We start from the raw sequence: 17,745 nt of genomic DNA, 5'->3' as shown, positions 1-17,745 counted from the left end.
TCCTCCTTACCATTTCAATACGAGAATGCCCGCAATCATCAGCACCACACCGGCAATCTGCGTCTTGCCGACATGTTTCTTCGCCATATCGAACCAGCCTTTGCCATCGATGACGATCGCCGCGACCAGTTGCGCAATCAGGAATACGCTGATCGTCAGCGTCACGCCCATGCGGTGGATGGCGGTCATATTGCTGAACAGGATGAACGCCGCAAACAAACCACCCGCTGCATATAGAGGAGACACTTTCTTCAACTGTTTGATCGATGTATCTTTTAGCGCCAACACGATCAAGACCGCCAGCACAAATCCCGTCAACTGGGTCATCGCCGCCGCTTGCCACGTGCCGATCTGGTCGCTGATCGTCGCGTTCGCCACACTTTGAAAGGTCAGGAAAAACCCGCCCGCCAAAGCAAATAAAATACCTTTCATCCGGCCCACCGCCTTTCATTACCTTAAGGATAATCGGCAAACTGAGTGGATGGAAGGACATATGTCCTTATGGATGGAAAGTTGGGAACTGTATTCAATTGGTTTATTACCATATTGGATAGCTGGAATAGATAGTTAACTGATTTATTTCCAAAATTATGTAGAAATTGATAGGCCTTACTAGTATATTAGAAGCACACGGACATCTGTGAACCTAAAAACTAACTATTTGAATGTAGAAGGTGAAATTAAGGAGATAAGATATGGCTGCAGACTTAAAGAAATTCTTGAACGAAAACTTTAAAGGGCTTATTTTAAACCCAGCCTTAATTTATGCATGGGATACTGGTATTCGATTTCAAATTTCAAACCCAGCCCTCCCGTACGATTCTCCAATTTTTATCGAAGAGGCTCATCGGCGCGCCTTGGCTTTATTTAATGAAATTATAGCTCCTGAAGATGCCATCTTGGTTGTAACTAAGGTTTTGACGCAAAAGAATAATCCTTTCCTCCAAAAAAAGCCTTTGAATCTTTATCGGAAATATATAAAACATAAACCGGATTTGTATAAATTGAGGTTGGAAAAATTAACCGATACTGAGAAAGGGTTCGGAGAGGATGATTCGCTGGTCTATCGCTTTGTTTACGCCGGAAAAAAAGGGGATATCCGTTACCCAGAACTATTAAAGGCCCTTTGCTATCAGGATTTCAAGCATCCCTCAACTATCTTGAAGAACCAGCAGGAAAGCGGATATGATGTTTATTTTATTAATCTGACCAAAAAAATCATCTATCATTTATATGATGACCGAGGGTGCGATATCCTTGCTAAGGACAAAGAAGATATACGCTTCTTGTATGAAGAATATAATGATTGGATACTGGAATACGACCGCGAAAAGATTGATGCTGTGTTCCAAAAGAATTCTAAGGAAGAATAACGCAAGTAATAATCAAGGAAGAAAATACATAGTGCAAAATGCTAAATATATAAAGATAGATTGAATCAATCATGGCAAAAAGGGGCTGGCACCGATGCTCTTCAAAAAGAAATACTATGTCTGTTTAGTGTGTGGCTTCGATAGGCTTCGTGGGCCATTATACAAAAATGGGCTTCCTGACTATAGCTTGATCTGCACCTGTTGCGCCTTCCAACCGGGTTACGACGATTTGGATCAGGGATACACATTTGACACCTATCGAGCGGAATGGTTAGCGAACGGGGCAGAATGGTTCATGAAAAAAGAACAGCCTAAACATTGGGATGTGAAGGCGCAATTGAAAAATATCGGCATCGAATTGTGACGCTGAACACCATTAACGAAAATTGCGAAAGGGGAATTGAATGAAGTTCAAAAACATCGTTTACTTGCTTGGCGCATTTCTCGTATTTATCTTTTCGACGCTCGCCAGTTGGTACGAAGGCGGGCAGCTGCGCGATATTTCCTGGGAGTGGAAATACTCGGCGGTGTTCTCCACCTGGTTGAACGGGCCAGTAAACGAGGCGGATGACATTTTGGTGATCGACCATTTCGTCTACGCGGCGAAATTCGAACCGCTGTTTCCCTTGTTGATGGCAGCATCACTCTTGTTCATCATCTTTCAGCTATCGGCTTGGCTATTAAGAAAACGCAAGACGGCACAGGTTATCTTTTTGTCGCTGATGGCGGTAAGCTTGCTGTTGATGAGCGCGCTATTGCTCGGTTCGCAGGCGGCGGGGTTGACTTTGTTCGCGGCATTCTTCGGGCTATCCGGCCTCCTGACGCTCTTGGCGATCCTGTACCGCAACAATCGGAAATGGCTGCGCAGGACAGGGGAACGGGCCAACTGACTGTCTCAAGTTAAGGGAAAGCGGTTCATGAAGCCCGCTTTACATAAGGAGGAGTGCAGATAAAAGCTGCCATTATAGCGGCAGGCCTATTCATTTCGGGGGCTATCATGTTTTCCGCTGCTTATATTGCTTCAGCCATTCTTAAATCGGGCCTCTACGGGCAGAGTATCCTGACGCCTCAAACACAGGTACTTTATTTGCTTGGCCTAGCATCAGCATTCGCCGCCATTATATTATTGGTGGTTGATCACTTTAGGAAAGATTGACACCTTATTCGCTGAAAAGCCACCCGGACGAATTCGTCTGGGTGGCTTTGTCATGCGGATTTTCAGTTGGAATTACGAAGTGTCCAGTGCTGCTGACACATAAAAATGATCGGTTTCTGGAAGGCCCCGTTCAAGTTGGACAATCGTCAAAGAACGAACAGCAACACGCATAAACTCACGACAGTGGCGCCGAACGAGATCTCGATTTTCGTTTCTTTCGTGCTTTGCTGTTTCATTTTGTGCACGACCGACAGCACGAACAGGCTATAGAGGAACAGGAAGAAATAAATGAGGCCATAGAGAATCCAGCGGCCATCCGTGATCCAGTCATTCAAAGGAGTAAAGACTGCCGCTAAAATGAATACGGTGACAGCAACTGCGAGCAGCAGTCCCGACAGCACGTTCATCTTGTTCCATAACGAATGCGACAGGAAGCGCTCGCTTTTCTTGCTGTGGAAAATGAAAAACAGATGGATCAAGCTCGTGCTCAGCAAGATGAACGTCAAGACAACCAGCATCGAACTGACACTGCCGGATGTGAGCGCGTTTCCGATATTGAGTGCAAAAGATTCGGCCAGGACAGCCAACGCCATCAAACCTGAGAGGGCGGTCGCCTGATAGATGGTCCATTTAGAAAATAGCATCCAATTCTCCTTTTCGGGCAAATTGATCAGGGTCTTCAAGAAAATCGTAAAAGCCTCACTTTACTGTACGGGATTAGAGGGAGATGGTTTCGGTAAGGTGGAAAGAGCAGCTGTGCGTGACGATAGATTGTGTCAGATTTTCTACGAAGCATATGGACGGGCTCATTCTTCTCCGTCATCGGTGGCATTTGCGCCCGGAAACAGCTATCATGAAACCAACTGATACAAGCCGCATGAGCTGAAATGTTCATGGGAAACAGTCAGCTGTCAATTTACGGACTTACAATTTGCTGAAAGGGGAGTTGAACGGTGGCTTATCAATTAAGAGACAACTTCAAGCTATTTTCATTGAATTCAAACCAGGAACTGGCGCAGGAGATCGCGGATCATCTCGGCTGTGAGCTGGGCAAGAACTCCATCACCCATTTTAGCGATGGGGAAATCCAGATCCATATCGAAGAAAGCGTGCGCGGGGCGGAAGTCTACGTCGTCCAATCGACCTCGCAGCCAGGCCACGAGCACGTCATGGAATTATTGATCATGATCGACGCCTTGAAGCGTGCATCGGCGGACTCCATTACGGTGGTCATCCCATATTACGGATACGCGCGCCAAGACCGAAAAGCGAGTTCACGTGAGCCGATCACGGCGAAACTCGTGGCGAACATGCTCGTGAAAGCAGGGGCCGACCATATCATCACGATGGATTTCCACGCGCCGCAAGTGCAGGGCTTCTTCAATATCCCGGTCGACCAATTACTTGGCATCACCGAACTGTCCCAGCATTTCATCGATAAAAACCTCGAAGACGCCATCGTCATGGCGCCGGATAACGGCGGCTTGAGCCGGGCGCGCAGGCTGGCGGACCGCCTGGACGTCCCAATCGGCTTTATCGACAAGCGCAAGATGCCGGATGATACCGAAACGATGAACATCGTCGGCGACATCAAAGGCAAGAACGCCGTCATCATCGTCGACATCGTCGATACGGCAAAAACCGTTTCCGACGCAGCGAACCTGCTCGTGGAAAACGGCGCAAAAGCGGTCTACGCCTGCTGTACTCACCCCGTATTGTCCGGCGACTCCATTCAGCGCATCCAGGACTCCGCGTTGACGGAACTTGTGGTCACCAACACGATCCACGTGCCGCAAGAAAAACGCATCCCGAAAATCACCATCCTCTCGATCGCGCCATTGCTCGCAGAAGCGATCGAGCACGTACACAACGAAAAACCGGTCAGCCCTTTGTTTGAAGGTTGAGCATAGAGAAATGAAGCGAACCCCAAGTGAGTGCCAGAAAGACGGCGCGCAGTTGGGGTTCTTTTTGTTTGTAGGTTTATCCAAACTCAACCGGTGTATCTGCTGGAAAATGACTGGCAAGATTTTCTGGGGTGGCGTATTTTTCTTCAGAAGTATAAAGATTGAATCCCTTCCCGTCATACCAAATTACGATTAACGATGTAAGAGCTTGTGTATTAAAATGTGGGCGCAGTAGTTGTTTTTTTCTGCTGAACCATCCTGTCGTCTGTACCATAGAATAGCTCAAGCTCTCTGGGGAAGAAAGAGCGTAAAATTGGTTGGCACTAGCAATCCAGAAGGTTTTGGTTATCGCAAATTCTATAGCATCCGGATTCTCTAGAATTGCCTGAAACAGAGCGATATTTTTTCGTCCATTCCGTTTATTCGTTATCGAATGACTAATTGCTTGTTTCTGAAAACTGGTTTTGAGCTCATCGTATACTCCTGAGAACAGTTCAATGGTTAGATGTATCGGAAAACTGTTTTGGGCTATGAGTAAGTGGATTAAAATTTGCTGCGTTTCGATATCGTAATATTCATCATTAACCGGAGATATATATAATTTCGCGAGATTCGAGGCAGACTCAATTAAAAAATACTCATCTCTAAGATTAAAACTTTCTTGGCATATATAAATGGGATTCATCAGCACTCACCTCTTTAAAGAGTATATCGATTCTGGAAGCAAACTGTTATAGTTAAATTATGGAATTGAATATTTATAGAACTTAACACATTGCTCCATCGAGAAGAGGATAATGACGAACACACTGAAACAATTTCATTAAGCGATTCCACTCGTTTTACTTATCCTCAACCTCAAAATAAAACGAAACGCTTGTCTGTTGACAACAGTATATATTATTACCAATCAAAAATAAGGGGGAAAAGAAATGAAACGATTTCTTTATTACTTCATTTGGAGCATCGCAATCGCATTTATCGTGTATCTAGGGTTGCAGCTGCAGGAATTAGTGAATGAAAGAGGGCAGATGAACTTTAATCCAGTGCCATATTGGATATATGTTGCGCTGTTTCCAGTGGTTATCGGCCTATTATTGCGGACGCCTAAGTTCATGTTGGAACGAAAAGAACGGCGGATCCAAGGATTTGATTGGAGTAAATTCTTGGCAATCGGCATACCCACATTTGCTGTAATAATCCTATCCATTCTGCCATTCATGCCTCTCGAAAACATCCCATATCCCAGTTTTTATGATCCATTCAACCTTATCCTCTTTAATGGCACTACAGCCCAAACCATCGCCGGGGTTGTATTCGGCTATACATTACTCAACAGTTTCAAGGGCGAGGAGCGGGGATTGCAGGAAACGACATCTGACCTGTTCAACGCGGTCATGAAATTCACGCCGAAATAAGGGGAGGTTGCGTGAAAGGCAGTTCAAAATTTGCAAGGGGTGGCTTTAATATGAAGAAAAGCTTGAAGCTCGTTTCGGCCATGCTACTGATGTCGGCACTGTCCGGCTGCTTTGCCGAGGATTACGATGTCGGCGTCCCGAGGGCGTATTTATTGGCAGATGACAGCTTACGGGGCCAGCCTGTGCCGTTGGCCGAAGCCAATATCGATTGGAGTTCATCGAGCGGAGACGTGTCGGAAACGGTCGTTGACATCGAAGAGTTCGGCTTATCGCAAGAGGCCATAACGGTCGCGCCAAATCAGCCGGCTTCTTTGGATTTCAAGGAGAATGAAGAAAACGGCGGGGATATCTGGACAGATCCGACAATCACGGCAGCCTTATGGAAAGGCGGGGAAAAAACGGAGCTTGAACTGAATGATATGAGAGAATTCCGTTTTCCGCGAACCGAAGGGAATTACGTGTTGGAAGTGAGGTTTATCGATCGGGAGGATGAAGCCCAGTATATCGGGAATGTCGTCATCGAAGAGCCTGTAGGACAACGGGCGGGGCAGCTTCCAGGATTTACGCATATGGACATGCCTTCGATTACGAAAATCGATTCCGCTGAACCGAATGGCGAAACATTCGACCATAGCTATTCGGAAGTTTGCTGGAATGATTGCGATGCTGATGGCAACTATACTGTGCCCGACGTCCATTCGGGCGATGCGGAGGCAGGAAGCGGAATTGTGATCGACTGGGGAACGATGGAACCGAATCCTAGCGAAGTTATACTGATCGAGATTGACGATAATGGAGATAAAATAAGCGAAGAAACCATCGCTGCTGACAATTCCGCAATAACAATAAAGGTCAACGAACAAGAACTCGGCAGACAATATTCGGTTCAATATTTATGGCGGGACGGGGAAGACCTTCTCGGCCACAGCAGCTTGGATTTCAAGCTGGAATGAAATCTGCGCAAATAGTAGGGGAGTGAGGCAGTGTGTTCAATTCCTATGTAAAGTTGATGGAGAAGTATGGATTTCTGATCATCGCTTTTTTTGCTTTAGTTTATCTATTCACTTCTTGGGGAGAAAACTGGGCACTGACATGGCTCCATATCGGCGCCCTGATTACTGCGCCCATTATCGGCGTTTCCGACATGAAAGGCTCACAAGCGGGGAGGGATAAAGATGAAAAATAGCCTCAACACCATTTATCTACTGTTAAGCCTACTGGTTTCCTTGCTCATGGTTTTCCTGGACCCGATTGCCGCTGCATCATCTGAAGCCGTAGCGGGCGTGTTGATCTATCTCATCCTATTCGGGGCAGCCATCACCTTGATTTTTTCGATGATGTTTATTCTTAACAAAATTAAGCGAAACCTTGTTTCCGCCAGTGCTTTTGCCATCACCTTCATCAACATGGCCATCATTGCCTTGGTACTGATTTTCGGTTCTCTCCTGTCCTAGCTTGTGCAGTTTTGGGCCAATCCATGCGAAACAGGAGAGAAACTCGGCATGGCTTTTCCTATTGAACTGGATAGGGAAAGGATGGCCACTTTAGCCGCCATTAGACACATTCCTTCCATAAATCCGTTCGGAATAGGTGAAGATCCAAGTTCGTTGCATTGATAATATCCTGTGGAAATAATACAATTTAATTAAGGAAGCGCTTTCATTTCCGGTTTTATTCTGCTTTCATAAAGGAGAATGAGAGAAATGACAAAGATGGAGTTACCGCGGGGGAAAAGTTATATACGGCTCGACCAGGTCAGTGAGGAAGACATCGAGAATTTGATTTTGAGGGTCAATAGCTGCACGTGGCGGCAAACCTTCCATATCCAACCGGTGTCAGGGCTCCTCAATGACCCGAACGGTTTCTGTTTCTATAACGGGGAGTTTCATCTGTATTACCAATGGCATCCGCTCGGCCCTTTCCATGGCTTGAAGTACTGGTACCACACGAAATCGACGGATCTTGTCCACTGGGAAAATGTCGGGATCGCGATCAAGCCGGATGAGTATTTCGATAGCCACGGCGCCTATTCGGGCAGCGCGGTCGAGCACGATGGGCAATTATATTTGCTCTACACCGGCAATACGCGGGATGAGAATCTCGTGAGGCGTCCGTATCTCTGCATCGCGCTGATGGACGAGGAAGGAAATATCATCAAATCGAAGAAATCCGTGCTCGATCAAGTGCCGGAAGGGTATACCGAACATTTCCGCGACCCGAAATTATGGAAAGTGGAAGACAAGTATTACGCGGTCATCGGCGCGCAGCGAACCGATAAAACCGGGACAGTCTGTTTACTGAGTTCATCCAACTTGCTGGAATGGAAATTCGAAGGGGAGCTCGATACCGAGCTGGACGATTTCGGTTTTATGTGGGAATGCCCGGATTATTTCGAGATGGGCGATCGCGGCATCCTGATTTTTTCTCCGCAAGGGCTGGAGCCGCAAGGGGATCTGTACCAGAACATTTACCAGGCCGGCTATGTGATCGGCGAGAAAATCGACCTGGAGCGGCGGGAGCTCGTCCATGGCGGTTTCATCGAATTGGATAGAGGGTTCGATTTTTATGCCCCGCATACGATGAAAGCCCCGGATGGCAGGCGTCTCATGGTCGCCTGGATGGGATTGCCGGAAATCGAGTATCCGACCGACAGCAGCGGGTGGGCCAATTGCCTGACGATCCTCCGGGAGTTGACGCTCCGGGACGGCAAACTCATCCAGACGCCGATCCCCGAACTCCAATCGCTGCGCAAAACCAAAACCGAGGCACAAGGCGAACTTCGGGATGAAACGAAAGCAGTGGACGGATTCTCAGGAATCACCTATGAACTGGTCTGCGAATTCGAACGGGGGGACGCCTTGGAGTATGGCATTGAATTCCGTGCAAGCAATGAAGAAAAAACGGTGATCAAATTCGATGCCGCCCAGGGGAAAGTGATCATGGACCGCGCAGCGTCGGGCAAGGTGATCGGCAGCAAGCATGGCACTGAACGCAAATGCCGGATCGATGGGGATGTCTACAAATTCCATTTGTTCGTCGATTCCTCATCCGCGGAGATTTTCGTGAACGACGGCGAAGAAGTGTTTACCGCCCGGATTTTCCCCGATATCCGGAGCCAGGAAATCCGGTTCTTTGCAAAGGGCGGGCAAGCTGGTTTTAAAGCGGTGAAGTGGGACTATTGATAAATGCAGGTTCGGAAAAGGAGAGGTGCTGAATGGGCAAATTGTTCTCGATCGGTGAAATACTGGTCGATTTTATCCCGCACCAAAAAGGGATCGCGCTGAAAGATGTGGAGTCATTTACACGGGTGCCGGGCGGCGCGCCTGCCAATGTAGCGGCGGCCGTAGCCAAGTTTGGCGGGACGTCTTCACTAATCACCAAAGTGGGAAAGGATGCGTTTGGGGATTTCCTGCTGGAACGGCTTGCTGAAGTGGGGGTGAAAACCGACAAGATCGCCCGCACCAAACAAGCGAACACCGGGCTTGCGTTCGTTTCGTTGCGCGGCGACGGGGAACGGGACTTTTCGTTTTACCGGAACCCTTCTGCGGATTTGCTTCTGGAAGCTTCCGAAGTGGATGACAGCTGGTTCGGGCCAGGCGATGTGCTGCATTTCGGCTCGGTCGATCTCGTCGACAGCCCGATGAAAAAAGCCCATGTGAAAGCGATCATGGCTGCCAAAACGAATGGCGCGATCATCAGCTTCGACCCCAATGTCCGCCTGCCGCTTTGGGACAATCCGAAGCAATGCCGCGAGACCATCCAGGAATTCATCCCGACAGCCCACATCCTTAAAGTCGCCGATGACGAGCTGGAGTTCATCACCGGCATCGCGGACGAGTCGGTCGCCATCGCCTCTTTGTTCACGGGCGATGTATTAGCGGTGGTGTTGACAAAAGGCGCGAAGGGTGCGGATCTTCATTTGCAAAATGAAACATACACGTCCGCGGGGTATTCGGTGAAAGTCGAAGACACGACAGGGGCGGGCGATGCCTTCACCGGCGCTTTCCTGCACCAATTATTGAAGTTGGGGGCAGGACAGGACAATGTGGAGGCGTTGCTGAAAGACCATCACGGAGAGATTCTCGCTTTCGCGAACGCCAGCGGGGCGCTGGCCACGACTGGAAAAGGGGCGATTTCTTCGCTGCCAACGAAAGATGAGGTGCTGGAATTGATGAAATAAATCATTGAGGGAAGAGTAGGGTATTGATTTGACTGCCCAATATTTCGTCTTGCAAGAACCACTTTAAGGGTGGTTCTTGTTTTAGCTTTTTCGATAAACGGGTAAACATGGAGCAAGACAATTCACTGGAGGCTGGTTAGTATGAAATCGACAAACCATGTGTTTGAAGTAGCTTATACTGAACAGGAACTTGAAGCGAAAGTGGAAGGGATGAAATCGCATGGGTATGCCAAAAATAATATCCATGTCTTAGCGGAAAATGCGGATATCCTAAATGCGATTGAAACCCAGGAAGAAGTGCAGACGCACGAAACGGAAATCGAAGAATTTCATGACATTCTTGAAAATGAAGGAATCGTCCTATATGCCGAGCAGCAAGCTCACGGCCAATAGTGTTTGCATGTGGCGGAAACGACACCTCTAGGCATAAGCTTATCGGTCATAACCGCCAGAAACTGAAGAAACCCGCAACCCCACGTGTGGATCACACATGGGGTTGCGGGTTTTGCTATGTCATTCCTTCAAGAAATCCGGATCCATATAACGCGGGTTCGGGTAATCATAGAAGCCCTTGCCGTTCTGGATGCCCATGCGGCCTTTGTCGAGGAATTCCGTTTTCAGATAGTCCGCGACTTTCGCCGCTTCCGCGTCGCCGGCATTGGCTTTGGCGACAGACAAGTGATACGGGGTGTTGATGCCGATGACATCCAAAATTGCGAATGGCCCTCGCGGTGCGCCGGTTGCGATCATCCAGGTCTTATCGACCGTATGCGGATCCGAAATGCCGTTGACGACTAAATACTGCGCCGAATTCAAGAACGGCACAAGCAAAGTGTTTAAAATATAGCCCGGCTGTTCTTTGTGGAGCGGCAGCGCGACCATGCCGATCGCTTTGGAAAACTCGACGACGTCGTTAAAGACGGATTCGTCCGTGCCGCCATGTCCCATGATCTCTGCGGTATTGCTGCGCCAGATGTCGTTGGCGAAATGGAGCGCCAGGAATTTCTCGGGGCGTCCCGTATATTCCGCGAACGTGCTCGGCAGCATCGTCGACGTATTCGTCGCAAAGACGGTCTGTTCCGGTGCCACTTTTGCCAAGTCTGTATAAAATTCCTTTTTGATGTCGAGCACTTCAGGCACTGCTTCGATCATCAAATCGGCATTCTCTACTGCTTCGCCTAAATCGGTATGGAACGACAAACGGCCGTATGCCGCATCCAGTTGTTCATCTGTCGCTTTCAAATCCTTCTTGAAATGCTTCTTCAGCACCTCGAAACGTTCTTTTGCACGAGTTAAAGCTTCCTCCGTGATATCGTATACTGCGACATCAAATCCGTGATACGCAGCTTGGAAAGCGATTTGGCTCCCCAACACACCGCTTCCTGCGACCGTGACATTCTTGAAATCCATTCCATCCCACTCCCTTTGAATAGATGATGAAAGTCTTGGTGTATTGGCAGAAAAGGATGTTTCTGCCAATGATCTCTACTTCCCATACTAGCGGAAGTGGGGGAGTTTAGCCATTGTTAATTAAGAAACGAGCTTCAACCCGACGGCAGAGCCAAGCACCATCGCAATAAAGAGGATGCGCCGCCAGTCTTTCGATTCGTTATAGAACAGCATGCCGATGATCGCGCCACCCGACGCCCCGATGCCGGTCCAGATCGCGTACGCCGTTCCCATCGGGAGTGTTTCCATCGCAAGTGATAAGAATAAGAAGCTCGCGACAAAGCCGCCGATGAGCATGGCGAGTGATTGCCATTTGCGGTCGTGATGCCATTTATTGATCATTGCCACGCCGACCATTTCGAAAATCCCTGCCAGTATCAATGAAATCCACGCCATCACGCTTCACTCCTTTCAGGTTTAGCATCCGGTGTCACGAGTTTCAAGCCGATGACGCCGAGCAGCAGAATCCCGACGAGTATCAGCTTTGCGGCATTGATGGGTTCATTGAAGAACACGATTTCCGACAAGACCGTCCCGGCTGTGCCGAGCCCGACAAACACCGCGTAAACAGTGCCGACTGGCAATTTGTTTCCGGCATCGATGAGTAAGGTGAAGCTGACCGCGATCGCGACGACCGTTATCAGCCATTCGCTGACTGAATCCGCATGCTTTAATCCGATCACCCACGCCACTTCAAACAATGCCGCGATCAATACTTTTCCCCATTGTAGATTCATTGGAATTCCTCCTATGTGATAAATAAAGTGAAAAACTAAAAAGCAAATCAGCTAATGAAATCGCTGCAGGTGGACGCTTTCCGCGGGCATGGCTTGAGCCGCTTCTTGTTCGCCGATGGAACAGTTCGAAACGCAGCTGCTCCCACATCTGCATGGCAGATGCGTCGCAAATGAACAAGCTCAAGTTCCTCTCGCTTATTCATTAGTCGCCACCTTCCGCTTTTCATCCAGATTAATAGAATGCATAAGAATAAAAGTAATAAGATTGAGAGTAATGTGAAGCTAAGTAAGGTGTTCACAGCGGCTTGGTGAAACATCTTGCTGCCTAACTTGTCATTTCATAAAATACTTTTAAAATAAAAAGCCCGGGAGAACTGTAAAAACAGTTTCTCCCAGGCTTTTGTCCCTCCGTGTCACAGCAGGTACTGTGTGTTTTCTCTCGGACCAGGCCAGCTATGCTGCGGAACCCTAGAAAACCTTTTTTAATCATTCAATTACCCTAGTTATATAAGAAACGGTTCTGGACTTCAAGCAAAAAGGGTTCGCCGGTTACGGGCGTCTCTTATCCATGACGTCCGCGACTTCGTGTGAAACAGGATGGTCTTCTTGGCGCAATCCGTCAATGACGTTTTGGTAGTCTTTCGCTGTGCGGTTTTGGCTTAACTTGTAAGCTGCCTGGATTTCGGTGATCTTCAACTGGAAGCCGATAATGCCTTTGATTTCCTGCTCTAGCATGTCTTTCGGCAAAGTGTCCCATAGGACCGGCTCGTCGCGATACTGTTCGTAAGTTTCTAGCAGCGTCACTAAATCAGCCCGCAGTTCGTCTTCCGATAACAAACGCCCCGTCCCGTAGACATGCGCTGATTGGTAATTCCAGGTCGGCACGTTTTTCTGCTCGTACCAGGACTACGAGATATAAGCATGTGGGCCTTGGAAGGTCACGAGAATCTCGTTCATCTCTTCAATCGTTCGCCATTGCGGATTGCCATAGGCGAAATGGCCGGTCAGAAAATAATCCTCGCCCTCCTTTTTCAACTGCAAGGGGAGATGAGTCGCGATCGGCCGCCCTTTTCTTGTCGTAATCAAGGTGCCGAACGCATTTGCCTGGATAAATTCGCGAATCTCTTCGGGGTCATTCACTTTATAGTATTTCGGAATATACATGGTAGACCGCCTTTCCAATTAAAGTGTCTTCGTCAAAATCAAATCCGTCTGCTCATCATCGCCCATGAAAAACGAATGGCTGCCGGTTTCGACAAAGCCTTTTTTCGCATAGAAGGCGCGGGCGTTGTCGTTATGTTCCCAGACGCCAAGCCAGATTTTCTGCTTGCCGAGCTTCTGTGCCATCTCGAACGCCTGGTTCATCAGCACTTTCCCGGCACCGTTTTTCTGGAATTTCTTCTTGACGTAGATGCGTTCGACTTCAAGCGCCGTATCGCCCATCGGTTCCGTTTGCGTATTCCCTGTGTTGATCTTCAAATACCCTGCCACTTCACCGTCAACCATCGCAAAATAGAAATGGGAAGCGGGAGTGGCGAGTTCTTTCTCGAGCTTCGGTAAATTATAAGCCGCTTCCAAATAGGCGTTCATGTTTTCTTCGCTATTGTGCTCGTCGAAAGTCTCCTTATAGGTGAGGATGCTGATGTCTTGCAGTTCTTGAAGATCACTTGCTGTGCATTTTCGTAGGCTTGCCATGAAAATTCGCTCCTTTTGCTCGTTAATAATCGCGCTTCTGGCCTTTTTTGACCGATTCGAAATCGACTTCGATATTCTTTCGGATGCGGCGCAAATAGCGTTCGACCTCCGCCGCTTCTTCTTCCGTGAAGCCATCGAGTGCGACCGCATTGGAATGCTCATTTTCCCTGATGATGAACGGGTAGGCCTGGCGAGCTTTTTCGGTCGGATGGATCTTTTTGATTTTTTTATTGTCCGGGTCACTATGTTTTTCAATAAAGCCGTTGCTCTCCAATTTTTGGAGTGCACGCGTCGCGGTGGAGCGGTCGACTTTGATGAGGTCGAGCAATTGCTCCTGAATGATGCCCGGGTTTTCGCAGATGCGGACGAGGTAAAGATATTGCCCTTTCGTCAGCTCGAGCTCTTTGAATTCGATATTGCTGATGGAATCAAGGGCACGGGCAATCATGCCGATTTCGCGCAGGATTTCTGCCATAATGGAACTCCTTAATTTATGTTGCAAATGCAACAATAATGAATTATATTGAGTGTACAAGAACCATTCGGACAATGCAAGAAGGGGGAGGGAAAAAATGAAATATTTCTTTTATGTGATGGGGCTGCTATTGCTGTCATTTGGCATTGCGCTGACGATACTATCAGATCTTGGCACTTCGCCATTCGACGCATTATTGGTCGGGCTCAGCTTTAATGTCGGCTTGACGGTCGGAAGCTGGGAAATCATCATCGCTGCCATCATGATCGCCGGCAACGCCATGCTCGGCCGGCAGAAACCGGAACTCCTCGGCATCATGACCGCCGTCATTGTCGGGATTGGCATCGACTTCTGGCTTCATACATTGAGCACAGCGATTGCACCTGTTGATATCACCAGCCAGATTTTCTACTTTACAGCGGGTCTCTTCGCAGTAGGCGTGGGCACAGCAATTTATCTCCACACGAATTTCGCGCCGATTCCAGTGGACCGTCTGACGCTTCTCGTAAAAGAACTGGCGAAGACCAATCTGTTCTTCTCCAGAACCGCCATCTATTTGATGTTCCTGGTCCTGGCCATTTTTTTCGGTGGACCAATCGGCATCGGGACAGTGTTGACTGTCTGTTTCGGCGGGCTCATCTTGAACGCCATTATGCCTGTGACGGGGAAAACTTTGGACCGTATCTTGCTGCCGAAAGGGCAGATTATACCGTAATATCAAATGCAAGGGCTTAGTGAAAAATCGATTATGAAAGACGAAAGAGGAGAATCTAAATTCTTCTTTATTTTTATATTTCGTAGTTGGATTTTTTTGGTATATTATAAAGACCAAAAAGAATAGCAAGCCAGGGGACGATTTAAGGTTTTACGATACATGTATTGGGGAGGTTTCTATGAATTATATAAAAGACATGCGCCAGTTGATCGGCTCGAATCTATTGATGACGGTCGGCTGCGGAATCATTCTGGAACAGGACGGCCAAATCTTGCTTCAGCACCGAAAAGACTGAGACGTCTGGGGGATTCCTGGCGGCGTCATGGAACCGGGAGAGACATTCCTCGAGACGGCCATCCGGGAAACGTATGAAGAAACCGGCCTGCAAGCAGTGAACTTACAGATATTCGGCCTTTATTCAGGAGAAGAAGGCTATGCCGAATACCAAAATGGCGACCAGGTCTTTAGCGTGCAAATCATTTTTCGCGCGCAGCAATTTTCAGGCGAGCTGATCCAGGAAGGCGCTGAAAGCCACGGGCACCGTTTTTTCAGCCCTGGCGAATTGCCAAAGATCAATTCACACCAAGAACGCATCATCATGGATTGGGTGAACAATACAGAGTTGCCGATTATAAAATGATCTTGTGTTGAACGGGAGTGGTTGTGATGAAAGAATTCTTAAAAGAAAACCGGGCTTACCACCTGTCATTCCTGGGCGGTGCCATCATCGCGATTATCATCTCGGGTATGTTGGCTGACGGGGCAGGCTTCGTCTATATTCCGTGGGTGCTCGGCGCCTTTTTCGTTGCCGAGATCGTCAAGTTCATCGTTTGGCGGATTGAGCAGAGAGAAGATTAGACAATACATAAGAACGGCGCAGCTTTTTCAATAAGCTGCGCCGTTCTTTTTAACTTCATATCAGAAAGCTATCTCCACTTCTTCAAACAAGCTGATGCCAAAATAGCTGTATTTGATGTGAACGGCATGGATGGCTTCGTCATGTACAACCGTAAGCCCGTATGTTTCATCGTCTTCGGAAGCGGTGCCGTTGTTCTGTTTTTCCAGAGTTTCAGTGGGAGAAGTTCCGGTTTTAATGACAGCTGCGTCGATATCGGTGAAGCGGTAAGGATGCGCCTCTTCAGACTCGAAATCGTCGGTCATGACGAACCCTAGCTCAGTATTGCTCATCTGGATTTTACTGGCGACCGACTGTTCAAAATCATTTATGGCCACTTCCGTCAATTGGATGTCCCCCCAGCCCTTATTGCCAACTCCGACAATGACGAAATGCTGATTTTCATCTGAAGCTACTGTGATTGCTTCGAGCGGCGGGTTGCTTTTTAGAAAAATAAGCGTCCCGCCGACCAAACCGACAAACGCCATCAGGCTTAATACCACGATCAAAATCTTCTTGTCCACTTTTCCAAATCCTTTCTATTACGCCAACTACTCAACCGAAAAACACTTGATACACCCCATAAGCCATCAACAAAATCACCAGCAGCAAGATGACCCCGCCGATTTCCCTCCATCCCATGCCGCGTGTATCGGGCATTCCGCTCTGTGCGCGATGGGTCGAGTCGTTGATATTGCTGCCGGCGTGATCTTTTTGGTCTTTCAGCTGAAGGCAGTCGCGTTGGTATTCTGGTTTACGGTGATCGGGCATTCTAGTTCCTCCTCAAGAAAGCATTTTGACGTTCACTCTAAAGAACTATACGATTTTTATTCCAAAAAGTTACATAAATACTAGTGGTTTTCACCTCAATTCCTTAAGAATAACTATGTCTTGGCATAAATATGTATGATAACCTTTAATTATCAATATTTTCCATAATATCCATTTAAATTATCTCGGATGAAAGGGGACGATACTATGGGGCCGCTTTCGATGCTCATCATGCTTCTTATCATCATCATCTTTGCTTATTTCGCATTGAAAGCGTTGAAGAAAACGATAGAAGGCTTTAAAAAGTGAGCGGTGCATAAAATAGTGCAGGGAAGGGAGTGGAGACAATCAAGAAGTTGATAGGCTTGATAATCATTGCATCGATTTTGTTGGCGGGCTGTGGAAGCCTGGAGGGAACCGTGGCTGAAAAGGCCGAGGCGAGCTTCATCCTGGAAGTCGAGTCCGATGATGCGCGGCAAGCCCCGACCCAGGAAATCTTCCTGACCGACCATACCGAATTCATCGGCGCCGCAAGTTCCTTTGAGCAGCTTGAAAAAGGCGATCGCGTCAAAGTGACACCGTTTGATACTACCCCCGATATCCCTTATTTTCTGGCCTCGCGGGTTGTCGTTGAATGATTCTTAGCGAACAGGCAGAAACTTGTTATGTACCGATCGGTCTAGCTCGTGGTAATCTAATGAAAATCAAAAATCAGTGCGATGACGAGAACAGTAGCTGGCAATTCCATTTCCTAGAGAGCCCCGGGGTGGTGAAACGGGGCAAAAGGGCGCCAGTGAAACAAGCCTCTGAGCACCGCATCGGAACCGGACGGGGATGATGCGGCGTCTGCTCCCGTTACCGAGCTCAGGTATAGATCTCATGTACCGAATGAGGCGCATATGGCGACATATGGGCGAACAGGGGTGGCACCGCGACCGGAATCTCGTCCCCAAGACAATTGTCTTGGAGGCGGGATT

25 protein-coding genes, 1 pseudogene, 1 riboswitch and 1 other annotated feature are annotated in these 17,745 nt (G+C 48.0%); of the genes and pseudogenes, 15 read left to right on the top strand and 11 right to left on the bottom strand.

All coding sequences use genetic code 11. The features are described 5' to 3' along the window. Window positions 1–6 precede the first annotated feature (6 nt). Window positions 7–432, bottom strand: coding sequence for a DMT family transporter (locus tag BBI15_RS12400; protein ID WP_068869935.1), 426 nt, complete (start codon window positions 430–432; stop codon window positions 7–9). A gap of 263 nt (window positions 433–695) precedes the next feature. Here BBI15_RS12400 and BBI15_RS12395 point away from each other — a divergent pair, with 263 nt between their 5' ends. The 3 genes from BBI15_RS12395 (at window position 696) to BBI15_RS12385 (ending at window position 2,263) form a co-directional block, all read left to right on the top strand. Beyond that, on the top strand, window positions 696–1,373 hold the full coding sequence (locus BBI15_RS12395) for a DUF3885 domain-containing protein (RefSeq protein WP_068869933.1): 678 nt from the start codon (window positions 696–698) through the stop codon (window positions 1,371–1,373). A gap of 94 nt (window positions 1,374–1,467) precedes the next feature. Next, the gene (locus tag BBI15_RS12390) at window positions 1,468–1,737 is read left to right on the top strand and encodes a hypothetical protein (RefSeq protein WP_068869931.1); all 270 of its coding nucleotides are present in this window, start codon (window positions 1,468–1,470) and stop codon (window positions 1,735–1,737) included. Between the two features lie 40 nt (window positions 1,738–1,777). Next, window positions 1,778–2,263: a DUF4306 domain-containing protein gene (locus tag BBI15_RS12385; RefSeq protein ID WP_068869929.1), complete on the top strand. Its 486-nt coding sequence runs from the start codon at window positions 1,778–1,780 to the stop codon at window positions 2,261–2,263. Window positions 2,264–2,675: 412 nt separating this feature from the next. On the opposite strand, the gene BBI15_RS12375 is transcribed toward BBI15_RS12385, so the two are convergent. Then, window positions 2,676–3,173 (bottom strand): hypothetical protein, encoded by a 498-nt coding sequence (locus tag BBI15_RS12375; RefSeq protein WP_068869926.1) that lies wholly within the window; start codon window positions 3,171–3,173, stop codon window positions 2,676–2,678. A 309-nt stretch (window positions 3,174–3,482) separates the two neighbouring features. Between BBI15_RS12375 and BBI15_RS12370 the strand changes: the two genes are divergently transcribed. Continuing rightward, complete coding sequence (locus BBI15_RS12370) at window positions 3,483–4,433, top strand: ribose-phosphate diphosphokinase (protein WP_068869924.1); 951 nt, start codon at window positions 3,483–3,485, stop codon at window positions 4,431–4,433. A gap of 76 nt (window positions 4,434–4,509) precedes the next feature. On the opposite strand, the gene BBI15_RS12365 is transcribed toward BBI15_RS12370, so the two are convergent. After that, entirely contained in the window at window positions 4,510–5,118 is a 609-nt protein-coding gene (locus BBI15_RS12365; RefSeq protein ID WP_068869922.1) for a hypothetical protein, read from the bottom strand. A gap of 247 nt (window positions 5,119–5,365) precedes the next feature. Between BBI15_RS12365 and BBI15_RS12360 the strand changes: the two genes are divergently transcribed. The 7 genes from BBI15_RS12360 (at window position 5,366) to BBI15_RS12330 (ending at window position 10,424) form a co-directional block, all read left to right on the top strand. Continuing rightward, the gene (locus BBI15_RS12360) at window positions 5,366–5,851 is read left to right on the top strand and encodes a hypothetical protein (protein ID WP_068869920.1); all 486 of its coding nucleotides are present in this window, start codon (window positions 5,366–5,368) and stop codon (window positions 5,849–5,851) included. Between the two features lie 50 nt (window positions 5,852–5,901). Further along, window positions 5,902–6,804, top strand: coding sequence for a hypothetical protein (locus BBI15_RS16585; RefSeq protein WP_068869918.1), 903 nt, complete (start codon window positions 5,902–5,904; stop codon window positions 6,802–6,804). Window positions 6,805–6,836: 32 nt separating this feature from the next. Further along, entirely contained in the window at window positions 6,837–7,037 is a 201-nt protein-coding gene (locus BBI15_RS12350; protein WP_068869916.1) for a hypothetical protein, read from the top strand. Next, entirely contained in the window at window positions 7,027–7,305 is a 279-nt protein-coding gene (locus tag BBI15_RS12345) for a hypothetical protein (protein WP_068869914.1), read from the top strand. The genes BBI15_RS12350 and BBI15_RS12345 overlap by 11 nt, the downstream gene beginning before the upstream one ends. A gap of 258 nt (window positions 7,306–7,563) precedes the next feature. Further along, on the top strand, window positions 7,564–9,033 hold the full coding sequence (locus BBI15_RS12340) for a glycoside hydrolase family 32 protein (RefSeq protein ID WP_068872591.1): 1,470 nt from the start codon (window positions 7,564–7,566) through the stop codon (window positions 9,031–9,033). A 32-nt stretch (window positions 9,034–9,065) separates the two neighbouring features. Beyond that, on the top strand, window positions 9,066–10,031 hold the full coding sequence (locus BBI15_RS12335; RefSeq protein WP_068869912.1) for a carbohydrate kinase family protein: 966 nt from the start codon (window positions 9,066–9,068) through the stop codon (window positions 10,029–10,031). Between the two features lie 141 nt (window positions 10,032–10,172). Beyond that, entirely contained in the window at window positions 10,173–10,424 is a 252-nt protein-coding gene (locus tag BBI15_RS12330) for a general stress protein (protein WP_068869910.1), read from the top strand. A gap of 120 nt (window positions 10,425–10,544) precedes the next feature. Here BBI15_RS12330 and BBI15_RS12325 read toward each other — a convergent pair whose 3' ends face one another. From BBI15_RS12325 to BBI15_RS12300, 6 genes and pseudogenes are all read right to left on the bottom strand, one after another. Continuing rightward, the gene (locus BBI15_RS12325) at window positions 10,545–11,441 is read right to left on the bottom strand and encodes a 3-hydroxyacyl-CoA dehydrogenase (RefSeq protein WP_068869908.1); all 897 of its coding nucleotides are present in this window, start codon (window positions 11,439–11,441) and stop codon (window positions 10,545–10,547) included. A gap of 120 nt (window positions 11,442–11,561) precedes the next feature. Beyond that, on the bottom strand, window positions 11,562–11,876 hold the full coding sequence (locus BBI15_RS12320; RefSeq protein WP_068869907.1) for a DMT family transporter: 315 nt from the start codon (window positions 11,874–11,876) through the stop codon (window positions 11,562–11,564). Further along, on the bottom strand, window positions 11,876–12,217 hold the full coding sequence (locus tag BBI15_RS12315; RefSeq protein WP_068869905.1) for a DMT family transporter: 342 nt from the start codon (window positions 12,215–12,217) through the stop codon (window positions 11,876–11,878). Before BBI15_RS12315 ends, BBI15_RS12320 begins: the two co-directional genes overlap by 1 nt. A gap of 387 nt (window positions 12,218–12,604) precedes the next feature. Continuing rightward, window positions 12,605–12,700: riboswitch (guanidine-I (ykkC/yxkD leader) on the bottom strand. A 66-nt stretch (window positions 12,701–12,766) separates the two neighbouring features. Next, window positions 12,767–13,381 (bottom strand): annotated as a pseudogene (locus BBI15_RS12310) (FMN-binding negative transcriptional regulator). A gap of 18 nt (window positions 13,382–13,399) precedes the next feature. After that, window positions 13,400–13,912, bottom strand: a complete 513-nt coding sequence (gene paiA / locus BBI15_RS12305; protein ID WP_068869904.1) for a spermidine/spermine N(1)-acetyltransferase — start codon at window positions 13,910–13,912, stop codon at window positions 13,400–13,402. A 22-nt stretch (window positions 13,913–13,934) separates the two neighbouring features. Beyond that, the gene (locus tag BBI15_RS12300; RefSeq protein ID WP_068869902.1) at window positions 13,935–14,387 is read right to left on the bottom strand and encodes a MarR family winged helix-turn-helix transcriptional regulator; all 453 of its coding nucleotides are present in this window, start codon (window positions 14,385–14,387) and stop codon (window positions 13,935–13,937) included. 97 nt (window positions 14,388–14,484) lie between these two features. Between BBI15_RS12300 and BBI15_RS12295 the strand changes: the two genes are divergently transcribed. The 3 genes from BBI15_RS12295 (at window position 14,485) to BBI15_RS12285 (ending at window position 15,960) form a co-directional block, all read left to right on the top strand. After that, window positions 14,485–15,102, top strand: coding sequence for a YczE/YyaS/YitT family protein (locus BBI15_RS12295; protein ID WP_068869900.1), 618 nt, complete (start codon window positions 14,485–14,487; stop codon window positions 15,100–15,102). Between the two features lie 307 nt (window positions 15,103–15,409). Beyond that, window positions 15,410–15,742 carry an NUDIX domain-containing protein gene (locus BBI15_RS12290; RefSeq protein ID WP_335645713.1) on the top strand — a complete coding sequence of 111 codons (333 nt, stop codon included), beginning with the start codon at window positions 15,410–15,412 and terminating at the stop codon, window positions 15,740–15,742. Window positions 15,743–15,768: 26 nt separating this feature from the next. Beyond that, a complete protein-coding gene (locus BBI15_RS12285; RefSeq protein ID WP_068869898.1) occupies window positions 15,769–15,960 on the top strand; it encodes a hypothetical protein in 192 nt (63 codons plus the stop codon). A gap of 60 nt (window positions 15,961–16,020) precedes the next feature. Here BBI15_RS12285 and BBI15_RS12280 read toward each other — a convergent pair whose 3' ends face one another. After that, the gene (locus BBI15_RS12280) at window positions 16,021–16,521 is read right to left on the bottom strand and encodes a hypothetical protein (RefSeq protein ID WP_084632884.1); all 501 of its coding nucleotides are present in this window, start codon (window positions 16,519–16,521) and stop codon (window positions 16,021–16,023) included. Between the two features lie 31 nt (window positions 16,522–16,552). Beyond that, window positions 16,553–16,768: a DUF6366 family protein gene (locus BBI15_RS12275; RefSeq protein ID WP_068869896.1), complete on the bottom strand. Its 216-nt coding sequence runs from the start codon at window positions 16,766–16,768 to the stop codon at window positions 16,553–16,555. Between the two features lie 338 nt (window positions 16,769–17,106). On the opposite strand from BBI15_RS12275, the gene BBI15_RS12270 reads away from it, so the two are divergent. Then, a complete protein-coding gene (locus BBI15_RS12270) occupies window positions 17,107–17,406 on the top strand; it encodes a hypothetical protein (protein ID WP_068869895.1) in 300 nt (99 codons plus the stop codon). 72 nt (window positions 17,407–17,478) lie between these two features. After that, window positions 17,479–17,722, top strand: a binding site (T-box leader). Window positions 17,723–17,745 lie beyond the last annotated feature (23 nt).

This window comes from Planococcus plakortidis (genome assembly GCF_001687605.2).
In the GTDB taxonomy this organism is placed as follows: domain Bacteria; phylum Bacillota; class Bacilli; order Bacillales_A; family Planococcaceae; genus Planococcus; species Planococcus plakortidis.
Note: the sequence above shows the minus strand (reverse complement) of the source record. Positions and strands in the feature narration are given on the sequence as shown.